Annotated in this window: 6 protein-coding genes and 1 pseudogene; 4 read left to right on the top strand and 3 right to left on the bottom strand. The window is 62.3% G+C overall.

Annotated features, from left to right (window positions below):
• Position 1 precedes the first annotated feature (1 nt).
• Positions 2-280, top strand: coding sequence for a PTS transporter subunit EIIB (locus tag NIBR502773_RS09800; RefSeq protein WP_027605437.1), 279 nt, complete (start codon positions 2-4; stop codon positions 278-280).
• Between the two features lie 40 nt (positions 281-320).
• On the opposite strand, the gene mltF is transcribed toward NIBR502773_RS09800, so the two are convergent.
• Positions 321-1,781, bottom strand: coding sequence for a membrane-bound lytic murein transglycosylase MltF (gene mltF / locus NIBR502773_RS09795; RefSeq protein ID WP_027605438.1), 1,461 nt, complete (start codon positions 1,779-1,781; stop codon positions 321-323).
• 286 nt (positions 1,782-2,067) lie between these two features.
• Here mltF and purL point away from each other — a divergent pair.
• A pseudogene (gene purL / locus NIBR502773_RS09790) lies at positions 2,068-5,963 on the top strand (phosphoribosylformylglycinamidine synthase).
• Positions 5,964-5,967: 4 nt separating this feature from the next.
• The gene (locus NIBR502773_RS09785) at positions 5,968-6,279 is read left to right on the top strand and encodes an NGG1p interacting factor NIF3 (protein WP_141155938.1); all 312 of its coding nucleotides are present in this window, start codon (positions 5,968-5,970) and stop codon (positions 6,277-6,279) included.
• Positions 6,280-6,373: 94 nt separating this feature from the next.
• Here the strand turns inward: NIBR502773_RS09785 and NIBR502773_RS09780 are convergent, their stop codons facing one another.
• Positions 6,374-12,091 (bottom strand): membrane-targeted effector domain-containing toxin, encoded by a 5,718-nt coding sequence (locus tag NIBR502773_RS09780; RefSeq protein ID WP_141155937.1) that lies wholly within the window; start codon positions 12,089-12,091, stop codon positions 6,374-6,376.
• A 689-nt stretch (positions 12,092-12,780) separates the two neighbouring features.
• Here NIBR502773_RS09780 and NIBR502773_RS09775 point away from each other — a divergent pair.
• Complete coding sequence (locus NIBR502773_RS09775; RefSeq protein ID WP_065939230.1) at positions 12,781-13,044, top strand: DUF6124 family protein; 264 nt, start codon at positions 12,781-12,783, stop codon at positions 13,042-13,044.
• Between the two features lie 125 nt (positions 13,045-13,169).
• On the opposite strand, the gene nagE is transcribed toward NIBR502773_RS09775, so the two are convergent.
• Complete coding sequence (gene nagE, locus NIBR502773_RS09770) at positions 13,170-14,876, bottom strand: N-acetylglucosamine-specific PTS transporter subunit IIBC (RefSeq protein WP_141155936.1); 1,707 nt, start codon at positions 14,874-14,876, stop codon at positions 13,170-13,172.
• Positions 14,877-14,880 lie beyond the last annotated feature (4 nt).

The following is a 14,880-nucleotide window of genomic DNA, read 5'->3' as shown; positions in this document are numbered from 1 at the left end:
CATGTTCGAGAAATTGCAGCGGGCGTTCTGGAAAGCCCTGACCCCGGATTTGATTGCCGAGACGGTGGCGGTGCCGACACAGGGGCTGTTGTCGGCCGAGGTGCTGAGTGCGCTGGGCGGTGCGAATAACCTCAGGTCGCAGCAGCGTGTGGCGCTGACGCGGGTGCGGGTGCAATTGCAGGATGCGGGGCGGTTGGATGAGGCGGCGTTGAAAGCGGCGGGTGTGGCGGGCGTGATGGTGTTGGCGGGAGGAGTGGTCCACCTGATCACCGGCCTCTGATCCATGTAGAGATCAAAAGGTGGTGTCTGAAATGTTGCGGTCAGAGTTGCGGGGTGTCCTCCGGCGGCTTGGTTTTATCCACACCCGGCACATGCAGATTACCTTCCACCACCTGGTTACCCTCCAACTGCGGCTGGGTCACCCAGGTCAGGATGTCGTAGTAGCGCCGGATGTTCGCCACGAAGTGCACCGGCTCGCCGCCCCGGGCGTAGCCGTAGCGGGTCTTGCTGTACCACTGCTTCTGCGACAGGCGCGGCAGCATCTTCTTCACGTCCAGCCACTTGTTCGGGTTCAGGCCTTCCTTCTTCGCCAGGATGCGCGCGTCGTCCAGATGGCCGGTGCCGACGTTATAAGCAGCGAGGGCGAACCAGGTGCGGTCGGGCTCGGCGATCTTGTCGTCCAGCTCGTCCTTGATCTTGGCCAGGTACTTGGCGCCGCCCATGATGCTTTGCCTGGCATCCAGGCGATTGGACACGCCCATCGCCTGGGCAGTGTTCTGGGTCAGCATCATCAGGCCGCGCACGCCGGTCTTTGAGGTGACCGCCGGTTGCCACAGCGATTCCTGATAGCCGATAGCCGCAAGCAGGCGCCAATCGACTTTTTCTTCCTTGGCGTAGGCGCGAAAGTGTTTCTCGTATTTGGGCAGCCGCTGCTGCAAATGCTGGGCGAAGGTGTAGGCGCCGACATAGCCGAGTACATCGACGTGCCCGTAATAGCGGTCTTTAAGGCGTTGCAGGGTGCCGTTCTTTTCCACCTTGTCCAGGTAGCTGTTGATCTCGTTGAGCAGGCTGTTGTCGTCGCCGGCGGCCACGGCCCAGCTCTGGTTGCTGGCATTGCCGAGGTCGAACGCCACCCGTACGTTGGGGAAGTACACCTGGTTCATCGCCACTTCGTTGGAGTCCACCAGGGTCAGGTCGATTTGCCCCTCGTCCACCATGCGCAGCAGGTCGACCACCTCGACGGCATCGGATTCTTCGTATTCGATGGCCGGGTTCTGCTTCTTAAGCGCCGCCAGTTGTTCGGCGTGGGTACTGCCCTTGAGCACCATGATCTTCTTGCCCACCAGGTCCGCCGCGTTCGTCGGGCGTGACTGGCCGTTGCGGTAGATGATCTGCGGGGTGACTTCCAGGTAAGGATGGGAGAAACGCACCTGTTGCTGGCGCTGCTCGCTGCTGACCAGGCCGGCGGCGGCGAGCACCGGGCCGTTGGGTTTGCCCAACTGGCCGAACAGGTCGTCAAGGTTGTCGGCGGTCTCGATTTCCAGCTTCACGCCCAGGTCATCGGCAAAACGCTTGACCAGTTCGTATTCGAAACCGGTTTCACCGTTGCGGTCCTGGAAGTAAGTCGCCGGGCTGTTTCGGGTAATCACCCGCAATACGCCATCCTCCTTGATTCGCTCGAGCGTGCTGGGTTTATCAACACAGGCGCTGAGCATCAGGAAGAGTCCGGTGACGATGAGCCATCTGGCGCATCGCGGGCGCAAAGCAGTTGGGGAGAACATCTGCGCAGTATACGCAAACGGCCCACGGCGCCATATCTCGACAGCGGCGGACTTGTCTGCTAGCGCCGCCAAAACTGTGCTGCAACCCGCAGAAACGTGGCTTGGCGCCCGATTGTGACGGTTAAAATAACTGCGCGGAATGCCTTGGATAACGCCCCGATAGCGTGCAAACCGTGCCAACTGACGTTCGGCAGCCGCCAGCGGTGCCGTTTCGGGTGCCGTTGGCGATGGTTTACGCTAGAATGCACGGCCTCAAAGCACACCCCTTCCCGAGGCTGTCCCGAAGATGTTGATCCTGCGCGGCGCTCCTGCCCTTTCTGCCTTTCGCCACAGCAAACTCCTTGAACAACTGAGCCAGAAGGTTCCAGCGGTTACAGGCCTGTATGCTGAATTTGCTCACTTCGCCGACGTTACCGGCGTCTTGACCGCCGACGAACAGCAAGTGCTCGCACGCCTTCTGAAGTACGGCCCAAGCGTTCCCGTTCAAGAGCCGACCGGCCGCTTGTTCCTGGTTCTGCCACGGTTCGGCACCATCTCGCCCTGGTCGAGCAAGGCCAGCGATATCGCCCGCAACTGCGGCCTGGAGAAGATCCAGCGCCTGGAGCGTGGTATCGCGTTCTACGTCGAAGGTGGGTTCAGCGACGCCGAGGCCGAGCTGATCGCCAGCAGCCTGCACGACCGCATGACCCAGATCATCGTCAGCCAGCTGGAACAGGCTGCCGGCCTGTTCAGCCACGCCGAGCCCAAGCCGTTGACCGCGATTGACGTGCTGGGCGGTGGCCGCGCTGCGCTGGAGAAGGCCAACACCGAGCTGGGCCTGGCCCTGGCCGAAGACGAGATCGACTACCTGGTCAACGCCTTCACCGGTCTCAAGCGCAACCCCCACGACATCGAACTGATGATGTTCGCCCAGGCCAACTCCGAGCACTGCCGTCACAAGATCTTCAACGCCAGTTGGGACATCGACGGCGAGAGCCAGGAAAAAAGCCTGTTCGGCATGATCAAGAACACCTACGTGATGCACAGCGAAGGTGTTCTGTCGGCTTATAAGGACAACGCCTCGGTGATCGTCGGTTCGGTCGCCGGCCGTTTCTTCCCGGACCCTGAAACCCGCCAGTACGGCGCGGTGCAGGAGCCGGTGCACATCCTGATGAAGGTCGAGACCCACAACCACCCGACCGCGATTGCCCCGTTCCCGGGCGCTGCCACCGGTTCCGGCGGTGAGATCCGCGACGAAGGTGCCACCGGCCGTGGCGCCAAGCCAAAGGCCGGCCTGACCGGTTTCACCGTGTCCAACCTGCAGATCCCGGGCTTCGAACAGCCATGGGAAGTGCCGTACGGCAAGCCTGAGCGCATCGTGACGGCGCTGGACATCATGATCGAAGGCCCGCTGGGCGGCGCCGCGTTCAACAACGAGTTCGGCCGTCCGGCGCTGACCGGTTATTTCCGTACCTTCGAACAGTCCATCACCACCCCCGTGGCGATGAAGTGCGCGGCTACCACAAGCCAATCATGCTGGCCGGCGGCATGGGCAACATCCGTGAAGAACACGTCAAGAAAGGCGAGATCCTGGTCGGCTCCAAGCTGATCGTGCTCGGCGGCCCGGCGATGCTGATCGGCCTGGGCGGCGGCGCTGCTTCCTCCATGGCCACCGGCACCAGCTCGGCAGACCTCGACTTCGCCTCCGTACAGCGCGAAAACCCTGAGATGGAACGCCGCTGCCAGGAAGTCATCGACCGTTGCTGGCAGTTGGGTGACAAGAACCCCATCAGCTTTATCCACGACGTCGGCGCCGGCGGTTTGTCCAACGCCTTCCCGGAGCTGGTCAACGATGGCGACCGCGGTGGCCGCTTCGAACTGCGCAACATTCCAAACGACGAGCCGGGCATGGCCCCGCACGAAATCTGGAGCAACGAATCCCAGGAACGTTACGTACTGGCGGTCGGCCCTGAAGACTTCGCGCGCTTCCAGGCCATCTGCGAACGCGAGCGTTGCCCGTTTGCCGTGGTCGGCGAAGCCACTGCCGAGCCGCAACTGACGGTCACCGACAGCCACTTCGGCAACAGCCCGGTGGACATGCCCCTCGAAGTGCTGCTGGGCAAGGCCCCGCGCATGCACCGTTCGGCGGTTCGTGAAACCGAGCTGGGCGATGATTTCGACCCAAGCACGCTGGACCTGACTGACAGCATTGAACGCGTGCTGCACCACCCGGCCGTGGCGAGCAAAAGCTTCCTGATCACCATCGGCGACCGCACCATCACCGGCCTGGTGGCCCGTGACCAAATGGTCGGCCCATGGCAGGTGCCGGTGGCCGACGTTGCCGTCACCGCCACCAGCTTCGACGTCTACACCGGCGAAGCCATGGCCATGGGCGAGCGTACGCCACTGGCCCTGCTGGACGCCCCGGCGTCGGGCCGCATGGCCATTGGTGAAACCCTCACCAACATCGCCGCGTCGCGCATCGGCAAGCTGTCCGACATCAAATTGTCGGCCAACTGGATGTCCGCTGCCGGTCACCCCGGTGAAGATGCGCGTCTGTACGACACCGTGAAAGCGGTCGGCATGGAGCTGTGCCCGGAGCTGGGCATCACCATTCCGGTGGGCAAGGACTCCATGTCCATGGCCACCCGTTGGAACGATGAAGGCGTGGACAAGAGCGTCACCTCGCCGCTGTCGCTGATCGTCACCGGCTTTGCGCCGGTCACCGACATCCGCCAGACCCTGACCCCGCAACTGCGCATGGACAAGGGCACCACCGACCTGATCCTGATCGACCTCGGCCGTGGCCAGAACCGCATGGGCGCCTCGATCCTCGCGCAAACCCACGGCAAGCTTGGCAAACAGGCGCCGGACGTGGATGACGCCGAAGACCTGAAAGCCTTCTTCGCCGTGATCCAGGGCCTCAACGCCGACGGCCACCTGCTGGCCTACCACGACCGTTCCGACGGTGGCCTGCTGACCAGCGTGGTCGAGATGGCCTTTGCCGGTCACTGCGGCCTGAACATCGTGCTCGACAGCGTTGCCGAGGATGCGTCCGAAATCAACGGCATCCTCTTCAACGAAGAGTTGGGTGCGGTGATCCAGGTTCGCCAGGACGCAACCCCGGACGTACTCGCACAGTTCAGCGCCGCTGGCCTGGACGACTGCGTCGCGGTGATCGGCCAGCCGATCAACAACGGTGAAATCAATATCTCCTTCAACGGCGACACCGTGTTTGCCGGCCAGCGCCGCTTGCTGCAACGCCAGTGGGCCGAGACCAGCTACCAGATCCAACGCCTGCGTGACAACGCCGACTGCGCCGAGCAGGAATTCGACGTGATCCTGGAAGAAGACAACCCGGGCCTGAGCACCAAGCTCAGCTTCGACGTCAACCAGGACATCGCCGCGCCGTACATCAAGAAAGGCATCCGCCCACAAGTTGCCGTGCTGCGTGAGCAGGGCGTCAACGGCCAGGTGGAAATGGCGGCCGCGTTCGACCGCGCCGGCTTTAATGCGATCGACGTGCACATGAGCGACATCCTCGCCGGTCGCGTTGACCTCAACGAGTTCAAAGGCCTGGTGGCCTGCGGCGGTTTCTCCTACGGCGACGTACTGGGTGCCGGCGAAGGCTGGGCCAAATCGGCCCTGTTCAACAGCCGTGCCCGCGACGCGTTCCAGGGCTTCTTCGAGCGCAACGACAGCTTCACCCTGGGTGTGTGCAACGGTTGCCAGATGATGTCCAACCTCCACGAGCTGATCCCGGGCAGCGAGTTCTGGCCGCACTTCGTGCGTAACCGCTCGGAGCAGTTCGAAGCCCGTGTCGCCATGGTGCAGGTGCAGGAATCCAACTCGATCTTCCTGCAAGGCATGGCCGGTTCGCGCATGCCGATCGCCATCGCCCACGGTGAAGGCCATGCCGAGTTCGAAAGCGAAGAGGCGTTGCTCGAAGCCGACTTGTCCGGTTGCGTGGCCATGCGTTTCGTCGACAACCACGGCAAGGTCACCGAAAGCTACCCGGCCAACCCGAACGGCTCGCCGCGTGGGATCACCGGCCTCACCAGCCGCGACGGTCGCGTGACCATCATGATGCCGCACCCGGAGCGCGTGTTCCGCGCCGTGCAGAACTCCTGGCGCCCGGAAGAGTGGAACGAAGACGGTGCGTGGATGCGCATGTTCCGCAACGCCCGCGTGTGGGTGAACTAAGGCGGTGTACAAGCTTGCCTTCTTTGTGCCCGACAGCCATGTGGAGACGGTGAAAGCCGCCGTCTTCGCTGCTGGCGGTGGGCGCATCGGCGACTACGACCGCTGCGCCTGGCAAGTGCTGGGCCAGGGCCAGTTTCGCGCGTTGGACGGCAGCCAGCCGTTTATCGGGCAGGTTGGCCAGGTTGAAGTGGTTGAAGAATGGAAGGTCGAGCTGGTGGTGGCCGATGAGTTGATCAACGCGGTGGTCGCCGCGTTGAAACTCAGTCACCCCTATGAGACACCGGCTTATGAAGTGTGGCCGTTGGCGGATTTCTGATCCGCCCGCTGTAGAAACAAGAAACCCGCTGGGCCGGTTTGGCCAGCGGGTTTTTTGTGGGTGGTCATGAACCCGGTGTCAAAGCCTCAATGGCTCAGGGTGCGGGGGTCAACCCGACTTCTGCCTTCAATGCACTGATCAACATGTTTTCGTAGCTGAACCGCTTGCCCTGCATCGGCTCCCAGCGGTCGACATAAAACAGGCCATTGTGGTCGACCTTGATCGGCGTCGACACGATTTCCCCGGTGCGCGAACGATGCAGCAGGATGTTCTGCGAGGGCGACGGGCGTTCGATCAGGAACAGGCCGGGCCGGTTCAGGCGTGTCCTGTCCACCGCTGCGAAAGGCGTCGGGGCTTTGGTGCCGGCAACCCCTGCGTCGAGAATGAAGTCGCTGCGCAAGGCCCTGGTGTAAGGGCTGATGCCTTCGGAGACGGTCTCCCAGGCCCCCGCTCGAATGTTTTGCGCCAGCGCCGGGGCGGTGTCCCGCACATGCAGGCTGACCGCGCCCTGGAGTTCCGCGAGGCCAGGCACGCTCAGGTGGGTGTTGGTGTGCGCGCTGCCCACGAAGGCCACCCACTTGTGGGGCCCGTGTGCGGCCTGGTCGGCGTCGATGACCTTGGAGGCGAAGTAACTGAACAGCTGGTTGCGTGAGACGTCCGCGTCCCCCAACCCCTTGATGTGGTAACTGGCGGTGCAGTCCAGGGCGCGGATGCGCATGCCGTGTCTTGCCGCGATCTGGATCACTTCGGTGTAGGTATCGCTGCCTTTGTAGCCCGGCATATGGCCCCGATCCAGCTGGGAGAGGTAGCGCTTGAGGTTGTCCGGCAGCCGTTGGGTCTGCAGAAAAATATCCAGCTCGTGCTGGTGCAAATCGGTCAGCAGATGCTCCACGTACAGCGTCTTGAACTCCAGTTCCTTGAGCTTTCCCATGTAATCGCGCAGCAGGCGTTTGCTCGATTGCGCATTGTGCCCTTCACCGATCACCAGCCCCGAAAACTCGCTGTGACGGATTTTCTCCAGCAATGCCTCGGGGGTGTTCGGCAGGCCCAGTACGGATGGCTCGGGCCGGGCTGGCGGCACGTGGCTGGCCAGGTACGTGTCGGCATCCGCACTCAGGCGCGCGCGGGTATCCACAAATGCCCTGAAGGCTTCCTGATGCTCCGGGTTCTGCGGGAAGTAGCGCGTGTCCAGGCCATGCCGTGTGCTGGTCTGTCGGACGATGCTCTCCCGGAGCGGGACGGCAATGTCGTACTCGCTGTAATGCGCTGCGGCCACAGGCACAGCGCTGGGCGATGTTGCCGGTTCGGGGGCTTTGTACGGGGTGCGCATGGTCAATTGGTAATCGCCTCTGGCCAGCGCTTCACCCGCCAAGGGGGTGTCGATCCACACGCCCACGGGTTGGTCCGTACCCACATCCACCACGCGCAGGGCGACCGCGTCCTGCAGGTCCGCCAGGCCAGGCGTTTGCTCGAAAGTACGCAGCCGGGAATGATCCACCAGGGCCACCCAGCGTTCATCCTGCTCGTCGAGGGCATCGGTCTGAATGGCTTTGTGGGAGTAATAGTTTCTGATGCTGTTGCCGCGTGGCGTCGTCGGTGGGGTGTCGCCCATTTGCAGGGCGTCGTCCAGCAAGTACGAGGTTGAGGCATCCAGGGCCTTGATCTTCACGCCCTTTTCCTGAGCCTTGCGTACCAGGGCGACGTAGGAGTACTCGGCGTTCTCGGCCAAGCCAAAGGCTTTGTCGACGGTCTTCAGGTGCCGCTCGATGTGCTGCCAGGATTTTCCGCTGTTGAGCTTCTCCAGTTTTGGACGAAATACATCACCGGGCAGGTACTCGATATAAAGGTGTTTGAAACCCTTGCTGATCAACGCGTCCATGTGTGTGACCAGCAGCTGTTTACTGGCAATGGAGCCGGGCACCGCGCCAATGACCAGGTTCTTGTTACCGCTGAAGGCATCGCTGGCGATCAGTTGTGCAAACGACGTGCTGGCGTCCAGGGCCGGAAGCTCGGCGCGGGCCGGCAACGGGTCAAGGGTCTTGAAAAAGTCCTGGGCGTCGGTGGCCAGGCGTTCGGCCTGTTGCAGGTAAGCGGTACGAAGGGATTTGAGTTCAATGGCGGCGCTTCCCAGGATCACGTCTTGCGAGCCGAAATCCCACTCCGACCGCAGCAGTATCCCGGTGCGCACATCCGGGTCGAGCACCAGTTCCAGTTTGTTGGCGTACTTTGCCGGCATCTCATAAGGCTTGAGCGGCTCTGGTGTGTCGGGCAATTTTTCATACTTGGGCGCGCCACCGGTGACGCCGGTGCGGCGCCAGACGCCTTGTGCATCGGGCGCGGCCACGCGAGTCGTGGAGATCAGTTTGCCGGTAGGCGGATCGAGTCGGTACAGCAAATAACGTCCGATCGGGTCCGGGGTGTTTTTTGCCCAAAGCAACTCGCCGTCGAACAGCACCGCCTGCATGTCTGCCGGCGCAAGTACCGGGGGTTGCAGGGGATGCACCAGCTTCAGGGTCTCGCTGGTCGCGGTGGCGCTCTGGGCGGCCTCGCGCAGGGCCGGTCTTGCCAGCTGTTTAAGGGAAACCAATGCCGGACGCAGGTCGGTGAACGCCGCGCCGGCGCTGTTCAGCACATAACCGATCAGGTGTTCCACGGCGGCACTTGTATCGCCTTGTTGATAGGCGTTCAGGGCCAGCATGCCGTCCTTGAACGCCAGCAGCATGCCCAGGCTCAGGCTGACGATGGGAAACGGTGCGGTAGCAATGGCGGTGACCCATTCCACGCAGGTCCAGAGGATGCCCGTGATCACCTGGGTGCGATTGGCCGTGGTGCCTTCAACGTCGTCGATCCTGCGCTGCTGCTTCATGTCGTACAGGGCCCGACGCAGATCCAGCAGGGGCGGCTGTGCACGGGTTGCGTCATAGCGTGCCGGGCTGGTGTCGGTTTTGTTCAGGTCCTCGGGCAACTGCGCCTTGGCGGTTTCCAGAAAGGTACGCACTTTAACCTGGGATTGGGCACCGACCCGTAGGGTGAAATAGGCGACCATGCCGGGCACCTTTTTCAGCAGGTAGTTGAACTGCCTGGCCTCGCGAAAGCTGATGCCATCCGGTGCGTTGGGGGTATAGAGCAGCGTCGGAAAATCAGCATGGCTGAAGAGGAAAGTGCCCATCACCCATTCGCCATTGATCATCAGGCGATGAATGGCGTAGGTGCCGCGTGTCTCGGTGGCCGTTTCCCCCATGCTGGCGATACTGCGCTCCAGCCAGTCCCAATCGACCCCGGCGATGTGGCCCTCGAGCCGGCACTCCAGGGCGGCGTTCTGCATCTGGCGCTGGGTGATACTCAGCGTTGCATTGCGCCGCAGGTCATAGTCCGCGCTGCCGACATTCAGCAATCGGCTCCGCACTTCGCTGATATAGCGCGCGCCGACCCAGGTGCCGGTGACCGAGCGGGCGACTTTCTCGGCGGTCAATGCGCTCAGGTCAATCCCCTTGGGGCCTTTGAATTGGGCGGCGCGGGAGAACTTCTCGTCGAGGAACCCCACACCGTCGGCATAACCGTCGCGGTACAGCTGGGTGTAGGTCAGGGGCGGCGGGGTCAATGAACCGAGCAGCGCCGGCGGTGAAAATGCCCAGACGGTGTCGGGGTCGACATCGTTCTGAGGACGTCCCAGCAGCAGGTTCAGGCGTTTTTTTGCCTGGTCATGCAGGTAGTCAGCGAAGCTGGGAAACTGCGCGTCAGACAGCGGAAAATCCTCGTAGGTGAGCAGCGCGCCTTCACTGTCCTCGGCCAGTTTCAACAGCTTGCGGCGGTTGTCGGCGTGGGTGGAGCGGTACCAGTTCGGGGTGCTGAATTCGTAGTCGTCGACGCGGGTCGCCAGCACATGGGCGGACATCGCCTTGAGGCAGTCGGCGTGGCTGCCGACGTTGCCAAAGCTGATCGCTGTGTACTCGCGGTCTTGAAATTTGAAGCTCAAGCCGCTCAGCACCCGCTTCATCGCTGCGCGAAAACGCAGGGCGACCCGCTTGATCAGATAGTCGGTGAGGGTGCCAGGCGGGTGTTTTGCACCGTTGTCCAGGCTCCAGCCGAGGATGTGCTGCTGGCACGCAACCTCAGTGTCGAAGGCCTGGAATTGCTGCTCCCGCGGTGCCTCGGGCGTGCATAGCAACAGGCGGATGAGCGCGCCGCTGGCGTCGGTTTGGCGCAATACCCATATGTCCTGCAACTGGGCCTCGTGCAGCGACAGGGTGGCGGCGCTCAGGCGCGTGTCGGTGCCCTGGCGCAGATTCTGCACCAACTGAAAGTCCTCTTCACTGAGATGACCCTGGAGCATGGCGGTATAGGCCAGCGCGTTGATCCGCTGGTCGAGCATCTGTTCGATCGCGCGGCTGAGCGCAGGCTTGGCATGCATCTGCTGTTGCAGCTCATCGAACTCGATACGCGGCTGCAGGGTAGTCAATACCTGTGCCAGCCAGGCGGGGGTCAGGTCCTGATAGGCCGGCGGCAGCGGTGCCTCGTGGTAGGTCAGCGTGGTTTTGTTCAGGAAGTCCGAACCCGGCTCGGTATCACCGGCCTGCAGCCCGCGCAGGGCCAGGTCAACCAGGTTGCGGTCGTGTTCGTATTCACCGATGGGATCGACGTAGCGCCGGGTGTTGACCAGCAGGTGTTCCGGCGCCAGGTCATGGATATCCAGTTCATCGCTCAAGCGTTCAAGCAGTCGATAGCGGGCCAGGGCCTCAGGGGTAGCGACCGGGCCCAGCACGTCGAGCAGATCCTGGCGGGCCGCGTTATAGCTCGCCAAGTGGGCGGCGAGCGCGGCCCGGCGCGGCTCGCTGGCGCTGCGATACCAGTCTGGTGCGCTGTGGCGCAGGTGGCGCTCCAGCAGGCGTCGGCTGCGCCATTGCAGGCGTGCTTCTAAGTCCGGCAAGGCCGCCGCGATGGCCTGGTCCAGGGCGTCGATCAGCACAGCGGCCTCGTGGGCCGGATTGTCTACCAGGTTCAAGGCGCGCTCGATGTCCTCGGTGCGCTTGTCGACCAGGGCAGCGTAGGTGTGTTCGAACAGCGGTTTGTCGGTGATCGGCGTCAGTTCCAACGGCCAGATGGCGCCGGGCGTTACATCGCGATAACGCACGGGCAACAATGCCATGAAGTCGCGTCGCTGCCCGGCATCCTCCAGGCCCTGGAACAAGTGCGTATTGAGTTGCGTCAGCGAGCCGAATGCCTCGATCCCGCGCGAAGGCGTGAACAGCATCACTTCCCCTACCGGCACAGCGCTCAGGTCGGTGACCACGGGGCTGGACGTTTCGGTCAGCACAAAGGCGCCGGCCAGCTCCACCGTCCGGTCCTGATAACGAAAGCTCAGCGCATACAGGCCTGGGCGCAACGTAGCGCCCAGCGGTACACGCGCAAGCATGGCCTGTTGCTGCGGATGCAGCAGGCGGTCCTGGGCACTGACCGTCGTTTCATTGGCCAGGGCGGTGTAGCCGGCTTCAAAGGTCATGAAGGATTTGCGCGGCTTGCCGTCGATTTGCTCGTTGCGATCGAGTGCCAGCAGATAGGTATTCAAGCTGGACTTGAGTGCTTCGACTCGGGCGAGCAGATCGCCCTGGGTGATGTCCTGATAGAGCGCGCGGCTCTTGGCCAGGAACTGCTGGCGGTAACGCTTCAGGATGCCGTTGGTTTTTTCCAGGTAGGCCAGTTCGGTAGACGGTGTGTGTTCGGGCACTAGCGGCTTTTCGATCTGGAGCAGGTGGTGCCCGATCTGATTGAGGTGGCCTTTGATACCTTCAAAGGTCTGGGGGGATGTGCTCACAGGTACGCTCTCCATGCGGGGGTAAGAACCCTCAGCATGCGCAGGCGTGCAGTCCGCCGGGCGGTAGATAAATCGCGCCGTCAGGTGCTGGCGCTTCACTGTGATTTGCATGGGAATCTACACAACTTTGGATCAACGCTGAACGCCCCGCAGATAGGGCTGTTGTGGCGAGCGGGCTTGTCCCGCGTTGGGCTGCGTAGCAGCCCCATTAAAAAGAATGCGGTGTATCAGACACTCTGTAGCGGCTGGTTTTGGGGCTGCTCCGCAGCCCAACGCGGGACAAGCCCGCTCGCCACAGGGAGATTTTTCAGGGTCTGAAAAGTTGTGTAGATACCCTTGCTGTGATTTGCTCAGCGCTCTGGGCCAGAGAGGCAGCCTGGACGCTGAGTGGCTCGGAGATTTCCCACAATCTGTTCAGGTTGTCCCTCGGAACTCCCCTCACTAACCTTCGCCAGTCGCTGCTTATTCAGCGACCGGGACTGCAAGCCCGCCGAAACCTCACCAGTTAGTCACAAGCGCCTTTATAATTGCGGCGCTTTTTCATGGTCATCCTATGGTGGCTGTGTGCGGGAGACCTTCGGGTCTACCGAGATTTACTGGTGATTCTCGGTCTTGCAGGCCTGCACACAGCTGCCACCCATCAACTGCAAGTGATGCTGGTAGCTCTTACTTCACACCAGAGGTTTACCATGATCAAAGACAGTCCAAATCCCCCATCCGCCTCTCAACCCACCGACCAACTCTTCACCGTACGTCCCCATCTGAACAGCGAAACCTTGCTTGCCAATGCATCCCAGGACCTGGCGTCCGTGCAGGCGCTGGCGGCCCATCTGGCGTTTGACATCGACGGCTCGCAGCGTGATGCGGTGCTGGGGATTCACCGGATGGTGGAGGGGATCCAGTTGATGGTGGATCGAGTGCTGGATTTATCCGAGGTGCCTGCGCAGCAGTAATTCGGCGCCGATGAGGCCCATTCGCGAGCAAGCCCGCTCCCACATTTGATCGGTGCCCGACTTGGCAATACGATCAAATGTGGGAGCGGGCTTGCTCGCGATTGGCCAGTACTGTCACCGCAGTTCTATACCCCGGCGCCTACCTCACGACCACCAACCAGGCGCTCCAGTGCTTCTCCCAACCCCGATGCCTTGTCACCCATCAACAGGTGCCAGACCCCGCTATCCAACTGGCGCACACCTTGGCAACCCAACGCCGTCAGTTGAGCTTCGGACATCATCGAATCATCACCCAACTCCACCCTCAGCCGGGTCATCGCCACCGCTTCCAGCTGGCGCACATTGCCTCGACCGCCCAGTGCGGCCAGCCATTGTTCGGCCTCCTGCACATTCACCGCAGCCGGCTTATCCACAGGCGCAGCCATTACGGGAGCGGGGGCCACAAACCCTGGCATCGCCAACCGAATCTCATCGGCAATGCTGTCCGCCAGCGGCCCGACCACCACCTGCAAACTGCCGCCATTGCCAGGCCGCACCACGGCCATGGCGCCCAGGGCTTTCAACTCGGCATCCACGGCTTTGTTGCGGTCGACCATGTCCAACCGCAGGCGCGTGGTGCAGGCGCCCACACTGAGCAAATTGGCCGCACCGCCCAAGGCCCGGATATAAGCCGTGGCGCGCTGGTTATCAGTCATCGCTTCAGCCTGTGCCACCTGGATATCCTCACGACCCGGGGTTTTCAGGTTGAAGCGGCGGATGCAGTAGCTGAACACGCTGTAGTAGATCGCCGCGTATGCCAGGCCCACCGGGATCACCAGCCAGCCATTGGTGGATTTGCCCCAGCCCAGCACCATGTCGATAAACCCACCGGAGAAGGTAAAGCCCAGGTGGATATTCAGCATATTGGTCACCGCCATCGACAGGCCGGTGAGCAGTGCATGGATCAGGTACAGGAACGGCGCGAGGAACATGAAGGCGAATTCAATCGGCTCGGTCACCCCGGTGAGGAACGACGTCAAGGCCATGGACAGGAAGATCCCGCCCATCACCTTGCGCCGCTCCGGCAAGGCGTTGCGGTACATCGCCAGGCAGGCGGCGGGCAGGCCGAACAGCATCACCGGGAACATGCCGGTCATGAACTGGCCACCTTTGGGGTCGCCGGCAAAATAGCGGGTCAGGTCGCCGGTCACCACTGCACCCGTCACCGGGTCGGTGAAGGTACCGAACACAAACCACGCCATATTGTTGAGGATATGATGCAGGCCGGTGACGATCAGCAGGCGGTTGAACACGCCAAATACGAACGCGCCGAAGCTGCCGCTCTCCATCAGCAACACGCCGAAGCTGTTGATACCGTGCTGGATCGGCGGCCAGATCAGGCCGAAGATCACCCCCAGCGCCACCGCCGAGAACCCGGTGACAATCGGCACAAACCGCCGCCCGCCGAAGAACGCCAGGTATTCCGGCAGCTTGATGTCCTTGAAGCGGTTATACAGCGCACCGGCCATCAGGCCGCTGGCGATACCGGCGAGCATGCCCATGTTGATGCTGCTGTCCATCACCTTGAGGGTGGAGACCATCACCAGGTAGCCAATCGCACCGGCAAGTCCCGCGGTGCCGTTATTGTCACGGGCAAAGCCCACGGCGATGCCGATGGCGAAGATCAGCGCCAGGTTGGCGAAAATCGCCTGCCCGGCATCGTGCATCACCGCGATGTTCAACAGGTCGGTGTCACCCAATCGTAGCAGCAGGCCGGCAATCGGCAGGATGGCGATGGGCAGCATCAGCGCGCGGCCCAGGCGTTGCAGGCCTTCGATGAATAATTGGTGCATGGCG

This window comes from Pseudomonas sp. NIBRBAC000502773, from assembly GCF_006517195.1.
In the GTDB taxonomy this organism is placed as follows: domain Bacteria; phylum Pseudomonadota; class Gammaproteobacteria; order Pseudomonadales; family Pseudomonadaceae; genus Aquipseudomonas; species Aquipseudomonas marginalis.
The sequence above is the reverse complement of the archived record's forward strand: the minus strand, read 5'-3'. Positions and strand labels throughout refer to the sequence as shown.